Below are 24,017 nucleotides of genomic sequence, written 5' to 3'. Positions count from 1 at the left end.
GACCACGGCGGTCGATCACTAGACCAGTCGGTCTAATAGCCCATCTGGACCAATCGGTCTAGTGCGGATAGGATTGCGCCATGACCGATCTCTCCACCCGCGACCTGCTGCTCAAGACCGCCTCCGACCTGTTCCGCCGCAAGGGCTATGACGGGGTCGGGCTGTCGGAGATCCTGAAGGCCTCCGGCGTGCCCAAGGGGTCGCTCTACCACCATTTCCCCGGCGGGAAGGCGGAACTCGGTGCGGCCGCGACCCGCTGGATCGGCGGCGTGCTGCAACGGCGTCTCGACCGGGCCTTCGAGAGCTCTGCCAGCTTCACCGATGGCATGGTCGCCCTGTGCGCCCTGCTGGGAGACTGGGTGGCGCTCGGCGCCTGTCCGGTGATGAGCGTGGTGCAGGCGGGGGATCAGGATCCGCAGCTGCGCGAGGCGGCAAGAGCCGTGCTCGACGACTGGCGCGGCTGCCTGCGCGCCCATGCGGAGCGCCTCGGAGAGCCGGATCCGGAGGATCTTGCCGAGCAGCTGCTCATGCAACTGGAGGGGGCATGGGTGATCGCCAGCGCGGAAGGCGAGCCCCGCGCGTTCCGGAAATTGTCGGATTTTCTTCAAAAAGCGCAGAAATTGGCCATCTGACCCAAAGGTTCCACATCCTCGCCATAGTTTGGCCCTCTGGGATCCTTAAGGGAAACGCTGCGTAAACAAGACGGCAGCTCCGGCTGCTCGCGATGTCCGGTCCGCGAATGCGGCAGCGGTCGCCCTTCAGAAGAGACACCCATGAAGCTTCAGCCGATCCTTCTTTCGGCGGGCCTCCTGCTTGCCCTTTTTCAGGCGAACGAAGCAGCGGCCTTCCCCAATTGCGGCAAGGCCTCCTGGTATGCCCTCAAGAGCCGGACCGCGTCCGGCGAAATGATGGACGCCAGCAAGATGACCGCCGCCCACCCCAGCCTTCCCTTCGGCACCCTGCTCAAGGTCACCAATGTGAGCAACGGTCAGGATGTCTATGTGCGGATCAATGATCGCGGCCCCTTCAGCGGCAAGCGCATCCTCGACCTGTCCAAGGCCGCGGCGCGACAGCTCAGCTTCGTTTCCAAGGGCGTGACCAAGGTCTGCATCAAGCCGGTGACGAAGCAGGAAGCGGCAAAGCTCGAAGCCATGCCCCTGCCCCGCAAGCGCCCGAACCTCAAGGTCGCGCTCAAGGACGTGAAGGCCCTCGACAAGCCCTGGTTCTAGGGGCCCTGGTTCTAGAGCGCCCTGGTTCTAGAGCGCCCTCGCTTCACATCATCACATGTCATGAAAAAGGGCGCGGCAGATCTGCCGCGCCCTTTTCGCGTTTCGCCCGCAGCTCATGCGGTCAGGCGAGGCTTGCCTTGCGGGTTGCCGCGTTGCGCGCGGTGCGGGCCACCAGAATGCCGACGATCATGGCGCCGACAAAGACCAGCGGCTCAACGCGGCCGAGGCCCAGCGCCGGAATAGCCCCACCCGGGCAGAAGCCGGCGATGCCCCAGCCCACGCCGAAGATCGCAGCCCCTCCCACCAGGCGCAGATCGATGGTCTGGGCCGTCGGCAGATGGAAGCGGGTGTCGAGGAGCGGCGCGGTGCGGCGCCAGGCCAGCCGGTATCCGATGAAGGTCACGACGATGGCGCCGCCCATCACGAAGGCCAGGGACGGGTCCCAGGTGCCGGCCACGTCGAAGAAGTTCAGGACCTTGGCCGGATTGATCATGCCGGCCAGAGCGATCCCGGCCCCGAAGACGAGACCGGCGAGAAGAGCAAGAAGCGCACGCATGATCAGAAGCCTCCGAGAACGTGACGAATGACGAAGACGGTCGCAGCCGTTGCGGCCATGAAGGTCAGGGTTGCGGCCAGCGAGCGGACCGAGAGGCGCGACAACCCGCAGACCCCGTGACCGGAGGTGCAGCCGGAAGCGAAGAAGACGCCAACGCCCACGAGCAGGCCGCTGATGATGGTCCAGACCATCGGAATGTCGGTCTGGAAGGTGATGGTGTCCGGGCCATAGACGGCGGTGATGATCGCCGGTGCCGCGATGGCGCCGATCACGAAGAACAGGCGCCAGTCCCAGTCCTTGGCAAGGGGCGGTAGGATGCCGGTCAGGATGCCGGTCATGCCGGCGATGCGGCCGTGGAAGAGCATCAGGAGCACGGCCGCGAGGCCGATGAGGGAGCCGCCCACGAAGGACAGCAAGGGGGTGAATTCAGTGATCATGGTTCGTCAGTCCTCGGAACAGGATCGGTTCGGCTCCCGAAGGAGCAAGGTCGTCAAATCGGCGCGTGGTCAGGGGTCACTCCGCGCAGAACAGGCGATGCAGGGTCTCGATCACGGTGCGGACCTTGTGATCCGCCAAGGAGTAGAACACCTGCTTGCCATCCTTGCGCGGGACGACGAGCTCGGCCCGGCGCAATTCGGCCAGTTGCTGGGACAGCCCGGGCTGCCGGATGCCGAGCTGCTCTTCCAGCTCGCGCACGCTGCGTTCCCCTTCCATCAGGGCACAGCAGACGAGAAGCCGGTCGGGATTGGCGAGCTTCTTCAGGAAGCCGGAAGCCTCCAGCACCTTCTCGCCCATCGCTGAGAGGGGCGCCGCCGCACCGCTCTCCGCATCTAGAGCCATGTCGTCCATTGAGACGTCGAGAAGAGCCATCAGGAACCTCGCCACGGGGGATCTGGGTCGGGGCACGGAGAGATCGCCGGTACCCGTCCAACTTGAGGAGAAGATAGTACGATTAAGTTTTTTTGCAATCGTTTTTTCGAAATCGTTCTGACCTGTACAGCGGCCCGCAGCGACGGCCGCCGCCTTGCTGCAAGGGCGCGGCTTGACCGGCTTCGTGCCCCGCCCTAAAACCAAGGTGTCCTTATCAAGTTTCCCGAGATTCCCCGCCCGAGCCGCGACCGCGTCCTCTCCGGACGCGCGATCCGCCTGCAACGGGCGACACCAGCCGAGGCGGTCCCGCGCCCCGGCCCGGCCCTTTCGGGACGCCCTTTTGAAGTTGCTCCATGCCCCACCGGATGTTCCGATCGCTTGCCAACCGCAACTACGCGCTCTTCGCCATCGGCGCGCTGGTGTCCAACATCGGCACCTGGATGGAACGCACGGCGCAGGACTGGCTGGTTCTCACCGAGCTGACGGATCACAATGCCTCCGCCGTCGGGCTGGTCATGGCGCTGCAATTCGGTCCGCAGCTCCTGTGCCTGCCCTGGACGGGGGCGGTGGCCGACAGTTTCGACAAGCGCAAGCTGACGATGATCACCCAGTCGATCATGGGGCATCTGGCGCTGGTCCTGGCAGGCCTCACCCTGTCCGGCCACATCCAGCTCTGGCATGTGTGCCTTCTCGCCTTCCTGCACGGCTGCACCGCCGCCTTCGACATTCCAGCGCGCCAGACCTATGTCTCTGAGCTGGTGAGCAAGGAGGAGCTGCCCAATGCGGTGGCTCTCAACTCGGCCTTCTTCAATGCCGCGCGGATGGTGGGACCGGCGGCGGCCGGGATCGTCATTGCGCTGGCCGGCACGGGCTGGGGCTTTCTGCTGAATGCGCTGTCCTTCGGTGCGGTGCTCGTCTCGCTGTTCCTGCTGCGGCCGCGGGTGGCGCCGACGGAAGCGCGCAAGCGCCTCTCCATGCGCGGCGGCTTCCTTGAGGGGCTGGCCTATGTGCGGGCGCGCTCAGACCTGATGACCTGGCTGCTGATGCTCTTCTTCATCGGCACCTTCGGCCTCAACTTCCCGATCTATGTCTCGACCATGGCGACCAAGGTCTTCGGGCTCGGCGCCTCGGACTACGGCTTCCTGTCGTCCTGTCTTGCGGTGGGAACGGTCAGCGGCGCGCTTCTGGCGGCCGGGCGGGCCCAGGCCACGGGCACGGTTCTGGTCGCGGGGTCGCTGGGCTTTGGCGTGGCCTCGCTGCTGGCCGCCCTTGCGCCAACGCCGGTGCTCTTCGCCGTGGCGCTGGTTGCCTGCGGGGTCAGCGCGATCACGGTGATGACGACCTCCATGGCGCTGATGCAGCTGGACACGGAACCGGCCATGCGCGGCCGGGTCATGTCGATCCGTATTGCGGTGACCATGGGCGGCACGCCGGTCGGCGCGCCGATTGCCGGTTTCATCGTCGACCATTTCGGCGCGCGCTGGAGCCTCGGGCTTGCGGTCGCCTCCGGCCTGATTGCCGGGCTGATCGGCCTGCGCCACCTGATGCGGCCCGCAGACCTGAGGGAGCCGCCGGGCACACCGCCCGACGGTCCCCTGCCGACGTGACGCCGCGGCTCAGCCCTGGGGCAGAAGCAGGCGGTCGAAATAGGCCGTGAGCGGGACACGCACCTGAAGGGGCAGCACGTCCGCCACATACTGGTCCGGCCGCACCACGATCAGCGCGCCCTTCTCCCGGTCGATGCCCCGCAGGTCGAAGATGTCGATCCCCGACTTCAGGTCGGCGCAGAAGACCTTCTCGTAGTCGGTGAGCCCGAAGCTACCCTTTGCGGGACGCAGGAGGCCGGGCATCAGACCGAAGGCCAGATCGCGGAAGCCCTGCTGGAAGATCGCCCGCACATCGAACACCGCATCGGCATCGGCACCCGCCGGAGTGAAGCGGCGCACAGGAGAGGCCGCATCCGTTTCCAGCCAGGCCATCAGCTCGGCAATTGCGCCCCCGGCCATTCCCGTGTCGCCGGCCGGGGCAAAGGCATAAAGGCGCCAGCGGCCATCGGCCTCGGCCGCGTGTCCCAGTTCCATCGGCTTGCCGTCAGCCAGGCGCACCACGGGGGCGGAGTGGAAGCGCATGCCGACGGTGAAACCGGTGGCCAGCGGCTGATGGGCTGCATCGCTGGTCAGGACGGAGGGGCGATAGTGGGTCGCCGTGCCCGCCGTAAACCTGCCCTGCTTGACGAAGTACCGCTGGAACGCCTTGGGATCGACCGCATCGGCCGCCGCCTCGCCGTCTTCCACCGGCTTGGCGGAGAACATGCGCGCAAATTCCCGGTCGAAGTCGATCAGGTCCTGGGCGATGCCCTGACGCTCGGCCGAATAGGTCAGCAGAAGCTCAGGTCTCGCCAGACCCTGCAGCACGGCGGCCAGTTTCCAGCCCAGGTTGAACGTGTCCTGCATGGAGACATTCATCCCCTGCCCGGCCTTGGGGCTGTGGGTGTGGCATGCATCGCCCGCGATGAAAACGGACGGGATCCGGTCGCCCGCGGACGGATCAGTCACATTGTCGAACCGGTCGGTGATGCGCTGGCCGATCTCGTAGACCGACCACCAGGCGATCTCCTTCACGTCGAGCGTGTAGGGGTGAAGAATGCGCTGGGCGGCGGCCACGAGCCGGTCGCTGGTGATCTTGCGGTCGGCGACGCGCTCGTCTTCGGCCAGCTTGTCCATTTCCACATAGAGGCGAACGAGATATCCGCCCTCGCGCGGGATGATCAGCAGGTTGCCCTCTCCCGACGAATGGACAGCCGCCTTCATGCGGATGTCGGGGAAGTCGGTGACGGCCAGCACGTCCATGACGCCCCAGGCCTGATTGGCGGCATCGCCCTTCAGCTCGCGGCCGATAGAGCGGCGCACGACACTGCGGGCACCGTCGCTGCCCACCGCATAACGGGCACGCACGATCTCCTGCCGGGTTTCCCCGTTCACGTCATGCTCGAAGGTCAGGGTGACCGGATGGCTGACAGGCTCTACCGCGACATCGACGCTGATCAGGCGGCGGCCATAGGCAGGCTCCAGCCGGCGCGGGCTCTTGCGCATGAGGTCGAGATAGAACTCGTGGACGCGGGCCTGATTGAGGATCACATGGGGAAATTCGGAGAGACCGTCCTCCGTGTCCTGGATGCGCCCTGAGCGGGCGATGGACGCCGGGTTCGCCGGATCCGGCTTCCAAAAGGTGGTCTCGTTGACCCAATAGGCTTCCTTCAGCACCTTTTCGGCAAAGCCGAAGGCCTGGAACATCTCGACCGTGCGGCAGGCAATCCCATCGGCCTGGCCCAGCTCCAGCGGGCCGTCGCGCTGGTCGGCAATGGCCGTGACGATGCTGGGGAAGCGGGCGAGCTGGGCGGCGAGCGTCAGACCGGCCGGACCGCAGCCGACGATCATCACATCTACTTCAGCGGGCAGCGACGTGACGTTGCCCCCCTCGATTTCCGGAGCTGCGCGTGCAATGGCTGGATCACCGAACTGATAGCCGTCGAGATGGAACTGCATGAAAATCCTCCACGAGAGACCGGCCCGCCCTGGATCGGGTCCGGAACCGGACCTCCGCCCCCTCGGGGTATGGTCCGGCATGAGCGTCTGGAATGGGGACGACGAGGACAGATCCGTCTTGCGGGATCCTCTCCTCGTCGTCCGTTCCGTGCCGTCCGTGGGTCGACCGCCTTGCGGAGGGCGACCGCCCTCGTTTTGCAACGAGAGCGGATGGGGCCACGCGGCAGCACGTTGATAATCAGTATACTGATGATTAGTATGCTTGTCAAATTCCTCTCAGACTTTCACAGTCCAGACAAGGAGACGCCATGACCGAACTCAAGCAGATGCCCGGGCATCTGATCCGACGTTACCAGCAGATCGCAGTGGCGGTGTTTCACCGTCAGGTCGACCCGCTGGGACTGGATCTGACGCCGGTGCAATTTGCCGCCCTCAACACCCTGCGCGTCCACAAGGACATCGACCAGGCGACCCTTGCCGGGCTGATCGCCTATGACCGGACCACGATCACCGGGGTGATCGACCGGCTGACGGCCAAGGGGCTGGTGGACCGCAAGATCAGCCCGACGGACCGGCGCGCGCGGGTCGTCTCGCTGACCGCGGAGGGCGAAGCAGCCCTTGATCGGGTCATGCCCGCCGTGGAGGAAGCGCAGACCGTGATGCTGCAGGGGCTGGACGCGCGCGAGCAGCAGGTCTTCATGGAGCTGCTGACCAAGGCGACAGAGGCGACCAACGACCTGAGCCGCGCGCCGCTCATCCCCCTTGCGACCCCGGAGCCCACCGAAGGAGCCGAATGATGACGCAACCCCCTGCCGAGACCTCCGCCAACAAGCCTTGCATCATCTGCGTGGCCATCACCGGCAGCCTGCCCACCAGGGCCAACAACCCGGCCGTGCCCATCACCGTTTCCGAGCAGGTGGAAAGCACCCAGGAAGCCTTCGAGGCGGGTGCGACCATCGTCCACGCCCATGTGCGCAATGACGACGAGACCCCGAGCTCGGATCCGGAGAAATTCGCCCGTCTGCTGGAGGGCCTGCGCAAGCATTGCCCCGGCATGATCGTCCAGTTCTCCACCGGCGGTCGGTCGGGTGCAGGCCAGACCCGGGGCGGCATGCTGCCCCTGTCCCCCGACATGGCGTCGCTTTCCGTCGGCTCCAACAACTTCCCCAACCGGGTCTACGAGAACCCGCCGGATCTGGTCGACTGGCTGGCCTCCGAAATGCGCCGCTACCATGTGAAGCCGGAAATCGAGGCCTTTGACCTCAGCCACATCCATCAGGCGGCGACCATGAACCGGGACGGACGGATCCCGGGCCGGCTCTACATCCAGTTCGTCATGGGGGTGAAGAACGCCATGCCGGCCGACCGGGACACGTTCGACTATTACATCCGCACGGTGCGGCGCCTGACCCCGGATGCGGAATGGTGCGCGGCCGGCATCGGCCCGAACCAGATCGTGCTGAACGAATGGTGCGTCGCCTCCGGCGGCCACGCCCGCACCGGACTGGAGGACAACGTGCGCCTCGACCGGCACCGGCTCGCCCCCTCCAATGCCGCACTGGTGAAGCGGGTCACCGAGCTCTGCGACCGCTACGCGCGCCCCGTCGCCACCTGGCAACAGGCCCGCGACATGCTGGACCTGCCGCTGAAGGGGTGAGCAGTCCATCCGGACCTCACCGGCGGCGCGTCGCCGTGAAAGCCCCCCTCTGTCCGTTTCACGGACATCTCCCCCTCACGGGGGGAGAGAGGGATCAGCGCTGGACGATCTGGCGGATCTGACGAAGGGTCATGAACAGTCGGGAGGGCCTGCTGGCAAAGCTCCGGAAGCCGAAGGCCACATACCAGTCCTTGCGCCGCTGAAAGGCCTCCGGGCCACCATCGCTCATCACGTCCAGCAGAACCGCGCGGCACCCCACGTCGGCGGCGATGACGCAGGCCTTTTCGAACACGTGATGCAGAAGGATGCCGCCCAGGCCGCAGCCCTGCGCCCGGCGGTCCACGGCAATCTGCCCCAGGAACAGGACCGGAATCTCTCCGTGGCTCGGGGTTGCCCTTGGGGGGCTCGCCAGTTCGGCGACATTCATCATGCCCATGTTGATGGCGGAATAGCCGAGGATCCTCGTCTGCCCCTCCTCGACGGCCACATGCACGCGGGTCATGTCGTCCCGCTGCTGCCGTCTGGCAGAAAGCGCAAGATAATTGTCGAGGCGCTGGACGCCGCAGTCGAAGCCGGACCGGTCGTGCCGGTCGGGATCCCACCTCTCGATGCGCAGGGGCGTGTCGTCATTCGGCATGCGTGACGCGGCGGCGATAGGTTTCGGCCGCCTGCAGCGCGCGTGGGGTCGGTGGCGGTGGCGTGTCGAGCGCTGCGGCAAACAGCCTAGCGTCTTCCGCACTCAGGACGTGGTGGGAACTCTCTTCGATCACCCGGCGCGCCTCGCGGGCAATGGCATCGCGCAGGAAGACCGACTTGTCGACGCCAAGCGTCACCGCCGCCCGCTCAATGAGCTGTGCCAGAGCCTCTCCGTGGCGGATCTGCGTGGTCCGCGTCTGCTTTTCACCGGGCTCCCCGGCCTCCGGCCGATCCAGCATGGAAGCACTCCTGGGCTCCAGAACCTATGTGGTGCAGATAGCACTACATTGGAACGGAAACGCAGGTCAAGTTAAGACTAGAAAATGCAACCAGAAAACAACTCTGGCAGTGCGTGTAAACGAATTGAAAAACAAAAAATTGTAATAAGCCCATATGAACTCATCAATAAAATTACATCAATCAATGAAGTTGCAAAAACTTAAGCATCTACATAAGTCATTCTCGAATAAAGTAAAAGACGGGGCAGACCTCAGGCAACTTAATCTCTGTTCCTGCGCAATCCTAACAAGCACCTGACCAGAGGAGGTCATTTTCGTTTGAGCGCCTCTGACAATTCCATCGAGCATCGCCTTCGGATCACTCAATCTCTCGGCGTGACGCCCATCTCTCGGCATTAGATTGCCCGTGAGAGACCTAACACCTAAAGCTGTTTTGACGGCATCCTCATCCGCCAATGCCCACGCCTCAAGTTCCCTGTTCGGCGAAAGCAAAACTGCTTTACGCGGATCAAATCCACATTTGGCTGATGCCATCTCCACTAGCTGCTCTCTTCTTTGCCTGAGAGAGCCTGCGGTATGCCGACCTCCAAGATCAGCATGAACAAATAATATGTGAAACTCCCTTCGCCTCAAACAAATCTGATCAGCGACAGAGTCAAAAGAACGCTTATTTATACCAAACTCAACAGCAGGAAATTCACCAACGTCGCAAGGCCTACGCCCGCGAGTTAATATTATATCCTCTAGTAATCGCGGAATCAATATATTTAAATATCTTTGATCTGTAACACCCTCATAAAACGCTGACCATGAAAGATACATCAAATTCCACCCGCTCGATTCCGGAGAATCTCGTCTACCTTCTCACGATACAAATGATGCTCATCATCAAACAGAGTCTTCTCGGGGACTATTCTACGCATACGTGTGCGCGTCTGCGCTACGGCTCCATCCCCCACGAAGCTACGAACCATATCGGCAAACAAAATTTCCTCGGCCTTTAAAGCACTCATAACTGCAGGAGAGTGTGTATTCATAAGAACTTGAAAATAATCACCATAAGGACCTTGCTCCTGCGTCGCATCGCGCAACAAATTTATAAGATCTGGTATCCTACCCTCATGAACACCATTTTCAGGCTCCTCAAAACACAATATACCCTGACGATCAGGATCATCGATCACTGCAAGAAGAGCAAGTAAGCGAATTGTCCCATCACTAATTACACGCGAACTAAATGACGCCCCATCCCTAACTTCTACATCAAATGCATACTCTCTATTTTTTGCATCATCGAGAACACGTATCCCCTTAACTTGAGGAATCAACATTGATAGGTCGGCAGAGATATCAGCCAGCGCACCCATTGGACGGTTCTCAGATGCAGAAAGACGCTGAATTTCAGACAAACTCGCCGCCAAGTTTGAGGCATCGCTTTTAAGGCGTTTATTCTCGAACCTGTCGTTGGCTTTACGTGCTTCCGCTGGATTAATTTCAAGAAATTGCGGCCGCGCGATTAGCTTTTTCAGAGCGTACAAATGGCGAAATTCTGAAGTCGCAATAGTTGATAGAGCACTTCTAGAGGCCTCAGCCGCTGGCAGCTGCAAAGGGTTCCCTCTCTTCGACGCACCGCTCTCCGCAACTCCATCCTGCCTAATAGTAAATACCCTAGGCCGACCTTGAATATCTTGCTCAGTTTCCAGATACGGCTGCTTTCTGCTTGAACGACTTATCTTCTTAGATGGCAAGAAAACCATGCGATCGTTTTTGGCTTGAATGACGCGACACTCCTCATGACAAACAAATATCCCATGAGGCTGATCTCGCATCTCAACGTCAATTTCATATCGAAGCCTCTGCGACTGCGTCTCAAATGACGCACCAAAATCATCCACGCCACGCGTTGGCAGAAGGACTTCAATTGCGAACTTCATAACCTTTTGCATACCTGCTGACGTATGGCGAAATAGCTCTTCAGGCTCGCCCCTGAGCTCCTGCATTGCTTGCCGGACATCAACTTGAGCGAGACGCGAAAGAAACTTCAATGCATCAAATAGATTTGATTTTCCCGTTGCATTAGCCCCAACAACAGCAACAAATGGCTGAAGGTCCGCCGAGAACTCCTTAAAGGTCTTAAACCCATCTATTTCAATTCGGGTAATCAAGGAGCTAGCCTTTTCACTATACACTCACAAAGATTCATCTGAGTGATTTCTATATTAAGTGAAAAATCCTTAATATCAACGTATTTTAAAATTTTGACCTAAATTTTCTTACAGATAGCATCGTACCATCCATTCGGAAACTCTAATCTTAGCCTCAATGCTTATCAGCTCCCCTTGCCTTTTTGCGTCGAGTCTCGCCATAGGTAGGGTCTCACCGGATTCTGGCCGAATGCGGCCGGCTCCTCGTTTCCTCCCGAGATTTTCCCGTGCTCGACGTTCTTTCCATCACGTCCGTGATCTTCCTGCTCGTGGGCCTTGGCCGGCTGGTGTTGTGGCTGGGGTGGTTTCAGGCGGGGGACATCCGGATCCTGGGGGCTTATGTGGCCAATCTGGCGCTGCCGGCGCTGATCTTCCGCACGCTGGCGCAGGCGGATCTCGCCCATGTGCTGCAGGCCGACTATCTGGCGATCTATGCGGGCGCCTCCCTGCTGACGCTCGGGCTCGGGCTCTTCGTCTCCACCCGGCTGCTCGGGCTCTCGCCGGTGGAGGCGGCCTTTCAGGGGCTGGGCATGTCCTGCTCCAACTCGGGCTTCATCGGCCTGCCCATCGTCCTGATCGCCCTGCCCGCCGTGGCGCCGCTTGCCTTCACCCATAACGTGATGGTCGAGACGCTGCTGATGCTGCCGCTGATCCTGGTGCTGGCGGAGCGCGGCCGCAACCGGCATCTGGGTGGCGGGGCGCTGGCGCGGCAAATCGCCCGGCGCCTGTCGGCAAGCCCCATTCTCTGGGCCATGCTCTCGGGCATCGGCGCCTCGCTCTCCGGCCTTTCCCTGCCGGCAGGCCTTGCCATGCCCCTGTCGCGCAGCATCGATCTGCTCGCCCAGTCGAGCGCTGCGGTGTCGCTGGTGGTGATCGGCGCCTCGCTGGCCAACCTGTCCTGGCGCTCCATCGATGCCAGGGTGCTGTCGGTTGCCGTGTTCAAGGTGGGGGTCATGCCCGCGCTCGTGGTGGGGCTGACGGGGCTCGCCATGGCGCTCGGCTGGCTGACCATGCCGGCTGACCTGCTCAAGGCGATGATCGTTCTGGCCGGCATCGCGCCCGTGTCGATCTACCCGATCCTTTCCATGGCCTATGGCATCGACCGGGGGCCGGCGGTGGCGCTGGCGCTCTGCACGGCGCTGAATTTCGTCACCGTCACGGCTGCCCTCTGGCTGCTCGGCGCCGGGCTGTAATCGGCTCTTCGGGAACGACCCGAGACCGGGTCAGAACACCTTCGCCACGTCATACATGACCGGCTCGAAACTCTTGCACAGGGCAGCGATCCGGCGGTTGCGCTCGCGCATTTCCGGCGTGCGCAGCATGGCAAGAAAGTCCTCGCGCCGCTCCCACTGGGAATAGTTGGCGATGCGGGTCTGGGCGTCGTTCACGTGGAGGCCGGCGCCGATGAAGCCGGGCTGGCGGGAGATGAACTCCGCATAGGCGTCCTTCAATTCCTCCAGCAGGTCGTAACAGGTGCCCGGCGTCATTTCGAAGGTGGTCAGCACCGTCTGGCAATGGGCCTGATCGGAAATCTTCGGCATGGCTCTCTCCTCCTCGGGAGGGCGCCCCTCCCCTCAAGCGCGCGCATGAGATGCGCGACCTTTCGGCTTTGCCCGAGATGTCAGCAAAACACAGAGCAGGCTGCCGGTCCATTGGGCGTTTTGGCAAGCAGGGCCCGAGCCCCCGCGCTTCCCCGTTGACGGCGCCCGGGCAAGGACCCACTGTGAGGTTTCTTCACAGGTGCCGGAGATTCTCCCGCCCCACCTCCCCAGACCGCACAGCGAAGACAGCATGAGCAACCGCACCTATTACGCGCCTCCCGGAGGCCTCGCCCCCCAGACCCAGCTCCTCACCGACCGGGCCATGTTCACCGAGGCCTATGCGGTGATCCCCAAGGGCACGCTTTCCGACATCACCACAAGCCTGCTGCCCTTCTGGGACAAGACCCGGCTCTGGGTGATCGCCCGGCCCATGTCCGGCTTCGCCGAAACCTTCTCCCACTACGTGATGGAGGTGCAGCCCGGCGGCGGCAGCACCCGTCCGGAGGCGGACAGCGGCGCGCAAGGGGTGCTCTTCGTGGTGGATGGCTCCATCGAGGTGATGGTCGGCGGCGCGGCGCACACGCTGGTGCCCGGCGGCTATGCCTATCTGCCGGCCGGCAGCGGCTGGACGCTCAAGAACACCGGCGGGGCTTCCGCCCGCTTCCACTGGATCCGCAAGGCCTATGAGGCAGTTGACGGTCTGGACAAGCCCGAGCCGCTCTTCCTCAACGAGAACGACATCGCGCCCTCGGTCATGCCGGATACGGACGGGGTCTGGGCGACCACCCGCTTCGTCGATCCGAGTGACCTGCGCCACGACATGCATGTGACCATCGTCACCCTGAAGCCCGGCGGGGTCATACCCTTCCCCGAGACCCATGTGATGGAACACGGGCTCTATGTGCTGGAGGGAAAGGCGGTCTACCGGCTCAACCAGGACTGGGTGGAAGTGGAAGCGGGCGACTACATGTGGCTGCGCGCCTTCTGCCCCCAGGCGTGCTATGCGGGCGGCCCGAGCGACTTCCGCTACCTGCTCTACAAGGACGTCAACCGGCACATGAAGCTGCGGTGAGCGCCATGGACCGGACCATCATTGCCGAGCCGCTGACGGCTGCGGCCTTCGCCCCCTTCGGCGAGGTGCTGGAGGCCTCGGGCAGCCCGGACAAGCTGATCAACCAGGGGCTCTGCGGCCGGTTCCACGACCGGGCGACCCTCGACTTCACCGGAGAGGACGGCAAGGCCGGGATCTCGCTCTTCCTGTCGCAGAAGCGCGATCTGCCTTACCGGCTGGACATGGTGGAGCGTCATCCGCTCGGCTCGCAAGCCTTCCTGCCCATGACGGCGGAGCCCTTCCTGGTGATCGTCGCCCCCGACGAGGCCGGAAAGCCCGGCCGGCCGCTGGCCTTCGTCACGGCGCCCGGTCAGGGCATCAACTTCCACCGCAACACCTGGCACGGGGTGCTGACGCCGCTGTCCGATCCCGGGCTCTTTGCGGTGATCGACCGGATCGGCCCGGGCGACAATCTGGAAGAAATCTGGTTCGAGGAACCTTTCGAGGTGGTGCTGCGTTAAGTCAGCATCCCCTCCTAAACGTCATGAAAAAGGGGCGGACCTGCCCGGTCCGCCCCTTTTCCCTTGTCCGCTTATGCGGACACAGCTCACTTGGCCGTGATGACCTGCATCACCAGCTTGCCGTCCACCTTCACGGGGCCATCTTCCTTGGCGCCGAGGGTGTATTCGAAGACGCCGGGTTTCATTCCGCCCTCTTCGCCGTGCAGCATGAGCATCAGCATCTCGCCGGATTTGACCGGCTCGTCGAGGGTGGCGGTGACGCCCTTGTTGTCGCCGGCAGCAAGCGCCGCGTGGCCCACGACAGGACCGGGCTTCATGGCCGCATCCGTGCGGTGGACGACAAGCCAGCCCGGCGCGGCTGCCATCACGTTATCGGCCATCACCGAGCCGCCGGAGACATCCTGATCGGATGCCATCACACCCAGCTCACCGCTGGCGCCCGCTCCTCCCACGAAGGCCAGAGTGGACAGGACCATCGCTGCGGCAAAAATCTTCTTCATGCGAACCTCCTCAGACACATGCGTGTCAGTTGACGCATTCATTTACGCTGCGTCAGATCAGCCAGACCACAGGATACACGCGGCGGGGAGCGATGACTGAAAACGCTCCTAACAAAGCATGAAGGGGCGGACCTTTCGGCCCGCCCCTTGCACTCGGTAATCCGTTTGCAAAGCCACTCACAAGGCGGCTTCGGCTGAGGCAGGCTCGGCCTCTCCCTTCTTCGGTGGGCGCACTCCGTAGAAGAGCGCGAAGAGCACCGGCGTCGCGATCAGGGTCAGAACCGTGGCAAAGGCCAGACCGCCCATGATGGTGACCGCCATGCCCTGGAAGAAGGCGTCTGACAGAAGCGGTGCCATGCCGAGGATTGTGGTGATGGCTGCCAGCATCACCGGGCGCATGCGCGAGACCCCGGCTTCCACGATGGCATCATATTTCGGACGGCCCTCCTCGATCAGGATGTCGATCTCCTCGAGGAGAACGATCGCATTCTTGATCAGCATGCCCGACAGGGACAGGAAGCCCAGCAGGGACATGAAGCCGAAGGCGGTGTCCGTGCCCAGAAGGGCCAGCGCCACGCCGTTGATGGACATGGGCACCATCAGCCAGATGATCAGCGGCTCGCGGATCGATCCGAAGAGCAGGATCGAGGTGATGAGCATGACCAGGAAGCCGAGCGGCAGCTGGGCCCCAAGCGAGGCCTGTGCGTCACGGGTGCTTTCAAACTCCCCGCCCCACTCCAGGTGATAGCCATAGGGCAACTCGATGGCCTCGATCTGCGGGCGCACGCGCTTCAGCGCCGCATCCGCCGTCTCGCCACCGGTCACCTCGGCGGCCACGGTCAGGGTTCGTACCCGGTCGCGGCGATGGATGAGGGTGTCCTGCGGCTCCATCTGGAAGTCGCGCACGATCTGATCGACCGGGACATACTCGCCTTGGGAGTTGGAATAGACCAGGTTGTCATAGAGCGTCTTGGTGGCTTCCTGCCCTTCCGGACGGGCCTTGCGCGCATAGATCGGAATGTTGTCATCCCCATCGCGGAAGGTACCGACCTGAACGCCTGAGGTGGCGAACTTCAGGGCGTAGGACAGGTTCTGGCGGGTGATGCCGGCGATCCGGGCCCGGTCCTCGTCGAAGAGAGGCCGCAGCACCAGCTCGCGCTGACGCCAGTCGGCACGGATGTCGTTCAGACGGTTGTCGGGATCGCGGAAGATCGCCTCGGCCTTGGCCGAGAGCTGACGCAGCACATCCGCATCCGGACCGGAGAAGCGGGCCTCGATCTTTGCCCCGCCGCCCGGGCCAAAGACCAGACGCTTGGTGATGATCTGCGCTTCGGGATAGTCCATGCCGAGCTTCTCGCGCAGGTCGAGGGCCAGCTGATCGATCACGTCGCGGCTGGTGGTGCGCACGATGAGATGGCCATAGGCGTCATTGGCGCTTTCGGGAGCATAGGTCAGCATGAAGCGGGTCGCACCGCCGCCGGCATAGCTCGTCACCGTCTCCACCCGCTCGTCGGCCTGAACGATGTCCTCGATCTCGGCGATGTCACGAGCCGTGGCAAGGATGTCCGTACCCTGGGGCGCCCAGTAGTGGATGTAGAAGATCGGTGTGTTGCTGTCGGGGAAGAAGGCCTGCTTGACGCTGCCGAAGGCCACGAAGCAGACCGCAGTGATGGCCACCAGCACCACCACCGTCAGCACCCTCGCCTTGAGCGAGACGATCAGGAACTTGCGGTAGAAGGTGTAGAGGATGCCCTTGTAGGGATCATGGCCATCGCCGCCGGCGCCAACCTTGAAGAAGTACTTGCCGAAGAGCGGGGTCACGGTCACGGCAAAAACCCAGGACAGCAGCAGCGAAATGCCGATCACCGCGAAGAGCGAGAACAGGAATTCGCCGGTCGCGTCCGGGGACAGGCCGATGCCGGAAAAGGCCATAATGCCGATGACGGTGGCGCCCAGCAGCGGCCACATGGTCTGGCCCACCACCTTGCTGGCAGCGGGAATGGCCTTCTCGCCACGCTGCATGTTGATCATCATGCCTTCGGCGACCACTATGGCGTTGTCCACCAGCATGCCCATGGCGATGATCAGCGCGCCCAGCGAGATACGTTCCATCTCGATGCCGAATATGCGCATGAAGAGCACCGTCGCCATGACGGTGAGCAGGAGCACGGCCCCGACCACGAGGCTGGCACGCCAGCCCATGAAGAGGCAGAGCACGCCGATCACGATGACCACCGAGGCGGCCAGGTTGACGATGAAGCCGTTGACGGCCTCGTCCACCACCACGTTCTGTTCATAGATCGGGCTGATTTCCATGCCGACAGGGAGCTGGGCGCGGATTTCCGCCAGCTTGGCCTGCACGCCGGAGCCCACGTCGACGATGTTGGTGCCATTGACCTGAGACACGCCGAGCGTGACGGCCTCGCGGCCATCGTGGCGGATGATCAGGTCCGGTTCTTCCGGCGGCAGCACCTCGAGGGTCGCGATGTCGGAGAGGTGGATCATGGCCGTGGTGCCCGGAACACCGACGACAAGATCCTGGATCTTCTCGTAGGCATCGAAGGCCGACGCGGTCATGAGCTGGATGCGCTTGTCGCCGGAGAGCGCCGATCCGTTGGTCTGGATGGCGTTTTCAGCCGCGAGCACATCGGCCACGTCGGACATGGAAATGCCGAGGTTGGCCATCTTCTCCTGGGAGATATTCAGGTAGATGCGATCATCCGGCTCGCCGGCGATCTCCACCTTCGCCACCCCGTCGACGGTCAGCAGCTCGCGGCGGATCTGCTTCACGGTCTTGCGGATCTCGCGGCGGGAGTAGCCCTCGGCGGTGAAGGCGTAATAGAGGCCGAAGACGTCGCCGAAGCTGTCATACACCAGCGGCGGCTGCACACCGCTCGACAGGTTGCGCACCTCGTCATTCACCTTGCGGCGCAGCTCGTCCCAGACCTGGGGCAGCTCCTCGCCGTCATAGGTGTCCTTGATCTCCACCTCGATGCGGGAGAGACCGGGCTGGGACACGGACTTGAGCTTGTCGAGCTGGGGCATCTGCTGGATGGCGGTTTCCAGCTTTTCGGTGACCTCCAGCTCCACTTCCTCGGCGGTCGCGCCCGGATAGGCGGTGATCACCTGAGCGGTCTTGATGGTGAAGGCCGGATCTTCCAGCCGCCCCACGGTCATGAGGCCCCAGAGGCCTCCGAGCAGGGCGACCAGCACGATCATCCAGGTGTTGACCGGCTTTTCGATCGAGTAACGGGCAATATCCACGGGTCAGGCTCCCTTGTTTCCGGACACGCGCAATCAGCGCAGCGGCCGGACGGCCTGGCCGTCGGTGAGATAGGAGACGCCGGCCGAGACGATCTGGTCGCCCACGGACAGGCCCTCATGGACCGGGATATAGTCGCCATTGACCACACCGATCTTCACGGGCGCGCGCGAGACGGTTCCCGCTGCCTCGTCAAAGGCCCAGACATAGGCTTCACCGGCCCCGTCCACCGCGACGGCAGACGTGGGCACGAGCAGAGCCTCGCGGGCACCCGGGTTCTCGTTCAGATTGGCCACAACGGTGGCGGACATGCCCGGCTGGATCCGGTAGTCGGGGTTCTGCGGCATGGCCAGGGTGATCCGGTAGGTCTGGGTCACGTCATCGACTTCCGAGGAATGCTCGCGGTAGACCAGCGGGAAGGACTGGCCCGGGAAGGCCTGGAACTCGGCGTGGAGATTGCTGACATCCTCGCCCTTGACCCGCGCGAAGAGGGCTTCCGGCACGTTGATGTCGATCTGCACCTCGGAGACATCCTGCAGGCGCAGCACGGCCGCCCCGGCCGTCACAAAGGTGAAGTTGTCCACCAGCCGGCGGGTCACAACCCCTTCGAAGGGCGAGAAGAGACGGGTGTAGGCCAGGTTCTGCTCGGCCGTCTTCAGGGCTTCGACCGCCAGATCATACTGGTTCTTCTGGTCGTCATAGGTCGACTGGGAGACGACGGAGCGGGCGCGCAGGGTTTCCTGACGGTCAAGATCACGCTTGGCCTGATCGACCCGCAGCTGGGCCTCGCGCACGGCACGCTCATAGTCGGTGGGGTCGAGGGCCGCCAGAAGGTCGCCCTTCTTCACTTCCGCACTCTCGAGAACCGGCAGTTCCTGCAGCTTGCCGCCGACCTGGAAGGCCAGATCGACGGTCTTCACCGGCTGGACGCGGCCGGTAAAGCGGCGCGAGAGGGTGGCCGTGTCTTCGGAGACCGTGAAGATCCGGGCCGGGCGCGGCTGGGCAATCAGCTTGGCCTCGGCTTCGGCAATCGGGTCGGTCGCCTCGTCCTGACAGGCAGCAAGTCCGAGGCCGAGAGCCAGAACGAGACCTGCGCTCTTCAGCAGGCGGGCACCGGAAAACCGGGGAGACAGAAACATCGTCTACAGTCCTTCATTCAGGAACGAACCGCGGAGGAGGGAACGCAGTTCGTCAAAAAAAGCAGTCAGTTCGGTGTCGGAGAAGCGCATCACCCCGTGGGCATAACTCATGAGAACGCCTTCGAGGGCGCTCCACACGAGCATGGCGCGGGGCAGGTTGCGCGTCTCGCGACGCATCTCGTCGCGCAGCTTTTCCTTGTGCGCGAGAAAGGGTTCACACAGGTCCGGCGCACTCACATGGGTGAGGAGAATGCCGCGCGGCCCCGCATCGTTTCCCCGGATCCAGAGCTCGCCGGCCTCGACAAGCGCGGCCAGTGTCGGGCAGCCCGAACCAAGATCGAGCTGGCGCTGGCGCTCGGTCTCGACCTGGGAGGCGAAGCCTTCAACTTCGCGCTCTACCATTCCCTTCACCAGCAGTTCCTTGTTGGGAAAGTTGTAGAGAACGCCGCCCTTGGAGAAGCCGGCGCGTTCAGCGACAGACTCGATGGTCAACGCCCCTGCCCCCTTCTCGCAAACGAGTTGGAGCGCGGCTTCGAGAATGGCTTCGCGCGAGCGGCCGGACGCGTCCGGCTTGCGGCCACGGCGGCGGGGCGCAGCATCGGTCTCGGACGTGTCGGCAAGGTGGGGGGTAGAGCTCAAGGCTTCAGATCCGGTGCGAAAAATCTGCCCGCTTTTATACCGTCCAGCCGGTACAGACAATAGTCAGAACATGCCAGGGTGGGCAGAAAAACGCCCTGCCCGACTGCGGGATCAGGTCACCCGGGGGAAGATTTCGAAGGGCATGCGGATCAGGCGGCGGCTTCCGCGGCGGCGGCGGCCTCGGCCTCGGCCCGGGCGCGCCGGGCGGCTGCGGCGAGATCCTCCTCGACCTTCGCGGCGAAGGCGATGTATTCCGACGCAGGCATTGGCCGGGCGAAGAAATACCCCTGCGCCGCCGTCACCCCCAACTCGCGCAAACGGTCGATCTGGTCCTCCGTCTCGACCCCCTCGGCGATGATGCCCATGCCGAGGTTGTCGGCCAGCTCGACCATGCTGTCCACGATGGTGGTTGAGCTGTCATCGTCGCCGATGCTGTCGATGAACATCTTGTCGATCTTGATGATATCGATGCCCAGCTTCTGCAGATAGGCCATGCCGCCATGACCCGTGCCCACGTCGTCGAGGGCGACGCGCAGGCCCATGGCCTGCATCTCGGCAATCATCTTTCGCGCCAGATCCAGATCGTCCAGCGGATAGCGCTCAGTGACCTCGACGACGATCTGCTGGAAGGAGATCTTCGAATTCTCGTAGATGTCCTTCAGATCCTGAATCACCTCGCGGTTGCGGAAGTGTCCGGCAAAGAGATTGACCGACAGCTTGAAGTCCGGGTTTTCCTCGTAGAGCTGACCGACCTCCTGGGTGGTCTGCACCATGATGGAGCGGGTCATGTCGAAGATATGGCCGGTACTTTCCGCATAGGCCATGAACTGGCCGGGCGACACCATGGTGCCATTGGGCCGGCGCCAGCGCATGAGCACCTCGCAGCCGCGCAGCTTGCCGGTCTCGATGTCCATCACAGGCTGGTAGTAGGGAATGAACTCGCCGTTGCGGATGGCGGCGGAGAAGTCGTCGTGCGCCTCGCTTTCCGGGCGCCAGGAGAACCAGACGCCGATGGCCACGAAGATCAGCACCAGCGCGCCGCAGCCGGCTGCGGCAAGCACCTTCAGGTCCTGGATCATGGTCAGCGCGGCCGAGCGGGGCGCGATGATCATGGCCGAGAGGGGATACCGGGTGGAGTTAATGGTGGCGACCATCACGTTTTCCGGGTCATTGCCCTGGGACGTATAGCCACCCGACGTATACCAAAGCAGATCCGCCCCGAGGCGCAGCTCGACACGGCGGTAGGAGCGGATGAAATCCGGACCCGGATCGATGGCGATGGCCGCCGGATTGATCTCGGCAAAGAGACGGTAGCCGTTGCGAAGGTCCCAGCTGACCACGGCGGCCCGCGCGCCAAGATATTCGCGCTCCAGCATGCCGATGCCGACCAGCGGACCGTCCTGGCGCAGCACGGGCAGGATTGCCTTGCCGGTCAGCTCCCGGTCGGGAACAATGCACATGCGCTTGCCTTCATGATCCACCAGACCGACGGAATCAATTGCGCCTTCGCTGGAGACCACCTTCTGGAAGAGCACCCGGTCCGCGCCGTCGCAAGTCTGGACATCATCCCGATCGAGCCGCTGCAGGGCGGTCACGGTCTGGCTGATCATCTCCTCGGCGCGCTGGACATAGCGCTCGCCCATGCGCTCCATTTCCACGTAGGCGTGACTTTCCGCGTGATAATTGAGGATCCAGTTGATCACGAACAGCGGTGCCGTCGCCAGAAACAGCGCGACAATCACAGCCTTCACGAAGAACAGGTAGCGGCGGGACACAATCGAAGGCCTACGGTAAACAAGTGCTGCAAAATCATGGGGCAAAGGCGTAAACAAGCGCTGAACAGAGGCTTTGATACTTGTCATTTGCGCCACGCATCAGCCTGTCTATGCTGATGCAACCTGTTCGACAAAACGGGACATCCTTTCCGAGAATGCCGGCCCCACGGAGTTTCCGCCGCCATGCAAGCCCTCTTCATCGGCCAAGCCTATATCGACATCACCTTCCTCACCGACCGGCTGCCCACGGGCGACGAGAAGACCATCGCCCGGGACTATGCGGTGTCCTTCGGAGGCAATGCGGTGACGGCGGCCTTTGCCTGCGCCAAGCTCGGCGGCAAGCCGGAGCTGCTCTGCTCCCAGGCCGATGACTGGCTGGCGCGCATGTTCCTCGACATGGCGGCGCAATACGGCATCTCGGTCCACGGCCGCAAGGTGAAGGAAAGCTCCCTCTCCTTCATCATGCCCAAGGACGGCAAGCGCGCCATCGTTCGTTGCCGGGACAACGAGTTCCTGCATCCCTTCCCGCCCCTGACCCTGACCGGGCTCAAGGCTCTGCATCTGGACGGACACATGCCCGATGCGGCGCTCCACTACGCCAAGGCGTGCCGGGAGCACGGGATCCTGACCTCCCTCGACGGGGGCGCGGTGCGCGACAACACCGACGAGCTCCTGGCCCATATCGACGTGGCCGTGGTGTCCGAGCGCTTCTGCGAGCAACTCGGCCGCACGCCGGGCGAAACACTGGACTATCTGCGCTCGCGCGGCTGCCCGGTGGGCGCCGTCACCCTCGGCGAACACGGGATGGTCTGGTATGATGGCAGCCGGCATCACGAGATCATGCCGGCCCTTGACGTGCCGCGCGACCGGGTGGTCGACAGCAACGGCGCCGGCGACATCTTCCACGGCGCCTATATCGCCTCCTACCTGCATGATCCGGCCCATTCCTGGCTGCATCACTTCACCCAGGCCCGCGGGGCCTCCAGCCACGCCATCCAGCATCTGGGCAACGAGAACAGCCTGCCCACCTGGGCCGACATTGCCGCGGCCATCGCCGAGTTTGCCGAAAAGCCGGACTGACCCGCCGCCCCGGCAAGACCGCACCGGTTGAAACCCCGGATCAATCCCTTACCTCAGGGGACGGATCCTCTCCCTGCGCCAATGGCCTGTCGCCGTCTGCGAGCGGAGAGACCCGGCCCATGGCACGCAAGCGGCATGTCCGGCGTTGTCCTTCCGCACACCGTCATGGCATCATGGCGGCGTTTTAATCATGTCATTGCCCTGCGGACCGGCCGAGGCCGGCCTTCCGCCCAGACGGAGCCTTTCATGCATCTGCCCCCCTTCCGATCCGCATCCGGCCCGGGCCTGCGCCCCTTCACCCGCCTGGCACTGAGTGCCGCACTCCTGTCGGGAGCTGCCCTCGTCACCCCGGCTGCCGCCTTCGAGCCGACCGGCAACGAGATCGCCGACACTTATCTGACCCTGCTGGAGAGCGGCCAGAACGAAACCGTCACCGTGGGCAAGGTGGAGGCTTCGGGCGATGTGGTGACGCTGAGCGATCTGCTCTTCGTCAACAACGGGGATGACGGCACGCGTCTGAGCATCGACACCAACACCCTGAAGGGCGCGACGATAGAGGCGGATGGTCGGCTGACCATCGAGACACTCGCGCTTCAGGGCATCCGGATCACCGACAAGCAGGACACGACCGTCACGGCAGCGACCGCCGAGGCCCGCGACGTGACCCTGCCCTCCGTCGAGGACGTGCGCGCCGAACGCGGCCTCGAAGGCAAGTCCATGTACCGGGAGGTCGATGTCGACACGATCCGCATCGACAACAAGGACGGGCGCCATGTGACTGTCGGCCATTTGGGCGTCCGCCTCGACGATCTGCGCGAGGGTGTCGCCCACAAGGGCAGTCTCGAGGTCAGCGACCTCAACCTGCCGCTGGACGCCTTTGATCCGAAGGGACGTGCCCAGATCCGGGCGCTCGGCTATTCGGAGGTCAACCTCGGCCTGAAGGCCGCTGTCGGCTGGGCACCGGAAACCAGCACCCTGACCATCGAGAGCCTGCATGTGGACGCCCGCGACATGGCGAGCCTCGACCTGAGCCTGACCGCCGGCGGGGTCACCAAGCCGCTTATGGACAAGCTGCAGGCGGTGTCCGCGCTCAAACCCTCCCGGGAAGAGCAGCAGAAGCTCCAGCAGGAGCTGCTCCAGTCGGTGACGGTCAATTCCATCACGCTCGATCTGGTCAACCACGGGCTCTACGAACGCGTGATCGAGCTGCAGGCACAGGGCCAGGGCGTCAGCCGTCAGGATCTGGAAAAGCAGCTCGGCATCGTCCTGCCCATGGCGCTGGTCCAGATCCAGGACACGGAGCTGCGACGCCAGGCGCAGGAGGCGCTGACTGCCTTCCTCGCCACTCCGGGCAGCCTGCGGGCGACGGCCACGCCGGCCACCCCGCCGGTGATCGGCGTTCTGATGGGCGCCGGAATGATGGCCCCCAACAGCCTGCCCGGCCTCCTGGGACTGAAGGTCGAAGCCAACCCCGCGAACTGACAGCCCGTCAGGACCGCACAAACGAAAACGG

22 protein-coding genes and 1 pseudogene are annotated in these 24,017 nt (G+C 63.3%); 10 read left to right on the top strand and 13 right to left on the bottom strand.

From position 1 onward, the window contains the following. Positions 1-80 precede the first annotated feature (80 nt). Together FR728_RS06070 and FR728_RS06065 are read left to right on the top strand one after the other, a co-directional pair. Positions 81-632 carry a TetR/AcrR family transcriptional regulator gene (locus tag FR728_RS06070; protein WP_149891694.1) on the top strand — a complete coding sequence of 184 codons (552 nt, stop codon included), beginning with the start codon at positions 81-83 and terminating at the stop codon, positions 630-632. Positions 633-773: 141 nt separating this feature from the next. Next, a pseudogene (locus FR728_RS06065) lies at positions 774-1,121 on the top strand (septal ring lytic transglycosylase RlpA family protein); the annotation flags it as partial. A gap of 229 nt (positions 1,122-1,350) precedes the next feature. Here the strand turns inward: FR728_RS06065 and FR728_RS06060 are convergent. From FR728_RS06060 to FR728_RS06050, 3 genes are all read right to left on the bottom strand, one after another. After that, positions 1,351-1,785, bottom strand: a complete 435-nt coding sequence (locus FR728_RS06060; RefSeq protein WP_149891692.1) for a DUF6691 family protein — start codon at positions 1,783-1,785, stop codon at positions 1,351-1,353. A 2-nt stretch (positions 1,786-1,787) separates the two neighbouring features. Further along, positions 1,788-2,222 (bottom strand): YeeE/YedE family protein, encoded by a 435-nt coding sequence (locus FR728_RS06055; RefSeq protein WP_208998672.1) that lies wholly within the window; start codon positions 2,220-2,222, stop codon positions 1,788-1,790. Positions 2,223-2,298: 76 nt separating this feature from the next. Then, complete coding sequence (locus FR728_RS06050) at positions 2,299-2,580, bottom strand: ArsR/SmtB family transcription factor (protein ID WP_149892238.1); 282 nt, start codon at positions 2,578-2,580, stop codon at positions 2,299-2,301. A 428-nt stretch (positions 2,581-3,008) separates the two neighbouring features. On the opposite strand from FR728_RS06050, the gene FR728_RS06045 reads away from it, so the two are divergent. Then, positions 3,009-4,262 carry an MFS transporter gene (locus FR728_RS06045; RefSeq protein ID WP_149891691.1) on the top strand — a complete coding sequence of 418 codons (1,254 nt, stop codon included), beginning with the start codon at positions 3,009-3,011 and terminating at the stop codon, positions 4,260-4,262. 9 nt (positions 4,263-4,271) lie between these two features. Here the strand turns inward: FR728_RS06045 and FR728_RS06040 are convergent, their stop codons facing one another. After that, positions 4,272-6,200, bottom strand: a complete 1,929-nt coding sequence (locus tag FR728_RS06040) for an FAD-binding monooxygenase (protein ID WP_149891690.1) — start codon at positions 6,198-6,200, stop codon at positions 4,272-4,274. Positions 6,201-6,508: 308 nt separating this feature from the next. On the opposite strand from FR728_RS06040, the gene FR728_RS06035 reads away from it, so the two are divergent. Both FR728_RS06035 and FR728_RS06030 read left to right on the top strand, forming a co-directional pair. Beyond that, positions 6,509-6,997 (top strand): MarR family winged helix-turn-helix transcriptional regulator, encoded by a 489-nt coding sequence (locus FR728_RS06035; protein ID WP_149891689.1) that lies wholly within the window; start codon positions 6,509-6,511, stop codon positions 6,995-6,997. Then, positions 6,997-7,857: a 3-oxoadipate:acetyl-CoA acetyltransferase gene (locus FR728_RS06030; RefSeq protein WP_149891688.1), complete on the top strand. Its 861-nt coding sequence runs from the start codon at positions 6,997-6,999 to the stop codon at positions 7,855-7,857. The genes FR728_RS06035 and FR728_RS06030 overlap by 1 nt, the downstream gene beginning before the upstream one ends. 94 nt (positions 7,858-7,951) lie before the next feature. On the opposite strand, the gene FR728_RS06025 is transcribed toward FR728_RS06030, so the two are convergent. From FR728_RS06025 to FR728_RS06015, 3 genes are all read right to left on the bottom strand, one after another. Further along, the gene (locus FR728_RS06025; protein WP_149891687.1) at positions 7,952-8,494 is read right to left on the bottom strand and encodes a GNAT family N-acetyltransferase; all 543 of its coding nucleotides are present in this window, start codon (positions 8,492-8,494) and stop codon (positions 7,952-7,954) included. Then, positions 8,484-8,792, bottom strand: a complete 309-nt coding sequence (locus tag FR728_RS06020) for a type II toxin-antitoxin system TacA family antitoxin (RefSeq protein WP_149891686.1) — start codon at positions 8,790-8,792, stop codon at positions 8,484-8,486. Before FR728_RS06020 ends, FR728_RS06025 begins: the two co-directional genes overlap by 11 nt. An 821-nt stretch (positions 8,793-9,613) precedes the next feature. Next, the gene (locus tag FR728_RS06015; protein ID WP_149891685.1) at positions 9,614-10,981 is read right to left on the bottom strand and encodes an AAA family ATPase; all 1,368 of its coding nucleotides are present in this window, start codon (positions 10,979-10,981) and stop codon (positions 9,614-9,616) included. Between the two features lie 242 nt (positions 10,982-11,223). Here FR728_RS06015 and FR728_RS06010 point away from each other — a divergent pair, with 242 nt between their 5' ends. Beyond that, on the top strand, positions 11,224-12,189 hold the full coding sequence (locus tag FR728_RS06010) for an AEC family transporter (RefSeq protein WP_149891684.1): 966 nt from the start codon (positions 11,224-11,226) through the stop codon (positions 12,187-12,189). Positions 12,190-12,219: 30 nt separating this feature from the next. Here FR728_RS06010 and FR728_RS06005 read toward each other — a convergent pair whose 3' ends face one another. Next, positions 12,220-12,537, bottom strand: coding sequence for an antibiotic biosynthesis monooxygenase family protein (locus FR728_RS06005; RefSeq protein ID WP_149891683.1), 318 nt, complete (start codon positions 12,535-12,537; stop codon positions 12,220-12,222). 250 nt (positions 12,538-12,787) lie between these two features. Between FR728_RS06005 and FR728_RS06000 the strand changes: the two genes are divergently transcribed. After that, positions 12,788-13,609, top strand: a complete 822-nt coding sequence (locus tag FR728_RS06000) for a bifunctional allantoicase/(S)-ureidoglycine aminohydrolase (protein ID WP_149891682.1) — start codon at positions 12,788-12,790, stop codon at positions 13,607-13,609. Between the two features lie 5 nt (positions 13,610-13,614). Next, the gene (locus FR728_RS05995; protein ID WP_149891681.1) at positions 13,615-14,109 is read left to right on the top strand and encodes an ureidoglycolate lyase; all 495 of its coding nucleotides are present in this window, start codon (positions 13,615-13,617) and stop codon (positions 14,107-14,109) included. Positions 14,110-14,195: 86 nt separating this feature from the next. Here the strand turns inward: FR728_RS05995 and FR728_RS05990 are convergent, their stop codons facing one another. From FR728_RS05990 to FR728_RS05970, 5 genes are all read right to left on the bottom strand, one after another. Continuing rightward, positions 14,196-14,609: a DUF7282 domain-containing protein gene (locus FR728_RS05990; RefSeq protein WP_149891680.1), complete on the bottom strand. Its 414-nt coding sequence runs from the start codon at positions 14,607-14,609 to the stop codon at positions 14,196-14,198. 177 nt (positions 14,610-14,786) lie between these two features. Next, positions 14,787-17,873 carry an efflux RND transporter permease subunit gene (locus tag FR728_RS05985; RefSeq protein ID WP_149891679.1) on the bottom strand — a complete coding sequence of 1,029 codons (3,087 nt, stop codon included), beginning with the start codon at positions 17,871-17,873 and terminating at the stop codon, positions 14,787-14,789. Positions 17,874-17,906: 33 nt separating this feature from the next. Further along, positions 17,907-19,010 carry an efflux RND transporter periplasmic adaptor subunit gene (locus tag FR728_RS05980; protein WP_149891678.1) on the bottom strand — a complete coding sequence of 368 codons (1,104 nt, stop codon included), beginning with the start codon at positions 19,008-19,010 and terminating at the stop codon, positions 17,907-17,909. 3 nt (positions 19,011-19,013) lie between these two features. Beyond that, positions 19,014-19,649, bottom strand: a complete 636-nt coding sequence (locus FR728_RS05975; protein WP_188318804.1) for a TetR/AcrR family transcriptional regulator — start codon at positions 19,647-19,649, stop codon at positions 19,014-19,016. 149 nt (positions 19,650-19,798) lie between these two features. Beyond that, positions 19,799-21,424 carry an EAL domain-containing protein gene (locus tag FR728_RS05970; protein ID WP_208998671.1) on the bottom strand — a complete coding sequence of 542 codons (1,626 nt, stop codon included), beginning with the start codon at positions 21,422-21,424 and terminating at the stop codon, positions 19,799-19,801. Between the two features lie 183 nt (positions 21,425-21,607). Between FR728_RS05970 and FR728_RS05965 the strand changes: the two genes are divergently transcribed. Together FR728_RS05965 and FR728_RS05960 are read left to right on the top strand one after the other, a co-directional pair. Continuing rightward, complete coding sequence (locus FR728_RS05965; protein ID WP_149891675.1) at positions 21,608-22,504, top strand: sugar kinase; 897 nt, start codon at positions 21,608-21,610, stop codon at positions 22,502-22,504. A 246-nt stretch (positions 22,505-22,750) separates the two neighbouring features. After that, entirely contained in the window at positions 22,751-23,986 is a 1,236-nt protein-coding gene (locus FR728_RS05960) for a hypothetical protein (protein ID WP_149891674.1), read from the top strand. Positions 23,987-24,017 lie beyond the last annotated feature (31 nt).

It is taken from the genome of Roseibium aestuarii (assembly GCF_008477545.1).
In the GTDB taxonomy this organism is placed as follows: domain Bacteria; phylum Pseudomonadota; class Alphaproteobacteria; order Rhizobiales; family Stappiaceae; genus Roseibium; species Roseibium aestuarii.
This window is presented reverse-complemented; position numbering and strand designations above follow the sequence as displayed.

Excerpts from the sequence above, each read along its gene's own strand:
- FR728_RS06070 (WP_149891694.1), top strand. The coding sequence starts at position 81 with ATGACCGATCTCTCCACCCGCGACCTGCTGCTCAAGACCGCCTCCGAC.
- FR728_RS06060 (WP_149891692.1), bottom strand. The coding sequence starts at position 1,785 with ATGCGTGCGCTTCTTGCTCTTCTCGCCGGTCTCGTCTTCGGGGCCGGG.
- FR728_RS06055 (WP_208998672.1), bottom strand. The coding sequence starts at position 2,222 with ATGATCACTGAATTCACCCCCTTGCTGTCCTTCGTGGGCGGCTCCCTC.
- FR728_RS06050 (WP_149892238.1), bottom strand. The coding sequence starts at position 2,580 with ATGGGCGAGAAGGTGCTGGAGGCTTCCGGCTTCCTGAAGAAGCTCGCC.
- FR728_RS06045 (WP_149891691.1), top strand. The coding sequence starts at position 3,009 with ATGCCCCACCGGATGTTCCGATCGCTTGCCAACCGCAACTACGCGCTC.
- FR728_RS06040 (WP_149891690.1), bottom strand. The coding sequence starts at position 6,200 with ATGCAGTTCCATCTCGACGGCTATCAGTTCGGTGATCCAGCCATTGCA.
- FR728_RS06035 (WP_149891689.1), top strand. The coding sequence starts at position 6,509 with ATGACCGAACTCAAGCAGATGCCCGGGCATCTGATCCGACGTTACCAG.
- FR728_RS06030 (WP_149891688.1), top strand. The coding sequence starts at position 6,997 with ATGACGCAACCCCCTGCCGAGACCTCCGCCAACAAGCCTTGCATCATC.
- FR728_RS06025 (WP_149891687.1), bottom strand. The coding sequence starts at position 8,494 with ATGCCGAATGACGACACGCCCCTGCGCATCGAGAGGTGGGATCCCGAC.
- FR728_RS06020 (WP_149891686.1), bottom strand. The coding sequence starts at position 8,792 with ATGCTGGATCGGCCGGAGGCCGGGGAGCCCGGTGAAAAGCAGACGCGG.
- FR728_RS06005 (WP_149891683.1), bottom strand. The coding sequence starts at position 12,537 with ATGCCGAAGATTTCCGATCAGGCCCATTGCCAGACGGTGCTGACCACC.
- FR728_RS06000 (WP_149891682.1), top strand. The coding sequence starts at position 12,788 with ATGAGCAACCGCACCTATTACGCGCCTCCCGGAGGCCTCGCCCCCCAG.
- FR728_RS05995 (WP_149891681.1), top strand. The coding sequence starts at position 13,615 with ATGGACCGGACCATCATTGCCGAGCCGCTGACGGCTGCGGCCTTCGCC.
- FR728_RS05990 (WP_149891680.1), bottom strand. The coding sequence starts at position 14,609 with ATGAAGAAGATTTTTGCCGCAGCGATGGTCCTGTCCACTCTGGCCTTC.
- FR728_RS05980 (WP_149891678.1), bottom strand. The coding sequence starts at position 19,010 with ATGTTTCTGTCTCCCCGGTTTTCCGGTGCCCGCCTGCTGAAGAGCGCA.
- FR728_RS05965 (WP_149891675.1), top strand. The coding sequence starts at position 21,608 with ATGCAAGCCCTCTTCATCGGCCAAGCCTATATCGACATCACCTTCCTC.
- FR728_RS05960 (WP_149891674.1), top strand. The coding sequence starts at position 22,751 with ATGCATCTGCCCCCCTTCCGATCCGCATCCGGCCCGGGCCTGCGCCCC.